Genomic DNA, 518 nt, shown 5'->3' on the forward strand with positions numbered 1-518 from the left:
GGCAAAAGCATCGACCTCACCGACACCCGCGCCTACGGCAGCCAGCTCGCCGCCAGCCTCGGGGCGGAGTGGGGCGGTATCGGCCAGACCCTGTTCGTGCAGCCACTGGAGCAGGCCTGGCAGCGGGTCCTGCAACCCTCGGCCAGCAGCCTCAACCGCCAGTGGCAACGGGCGATCGTCAGCGAATGGCACGAAGCGTTCACCGGGCGCTACCCCTTCGCGGTCACCGCCAGCGACGCCTCGCTGCCGATGCTCGGGCAGATGATCCGCGCCGACTCCGGGCGCCTTGAGCAATTCCTGCAGCGCGAACTGGGCGGCTTGCTGCGCAAGGAGGGCAGCCGCTGGGTAGCCGACGCCCAGCACAGCCAGGGCCTGCGTTTCAATCCGCAGTTTCTCACGGCGATCAACCAGCTCAGCCACCTGGCCGACGTGCTGTTTACCGACGGAGGCATGGGCCTGAGCTTCGAGTTGCAAGGCAAACCGGTGCGCGACGTGGTGCAAACCACCTTCACCCTCAA

At 67.4% G+C, this 518-nt stretch carries 1 pseudogene; it reads left to right on the forward strand.

Annotation, left to right across the window (positions count from 1 at the left end):
- Positions 1 to 518 (forward strand): annotated as a pseudogene (locus tag AC1Q8Q_RS32155) (ImcF-related family protein); the annotation flags it as partial.

It is taken from the genome of Pseudomonas sp. GW823-FHT06B06, from assembly GCF_058795195.1.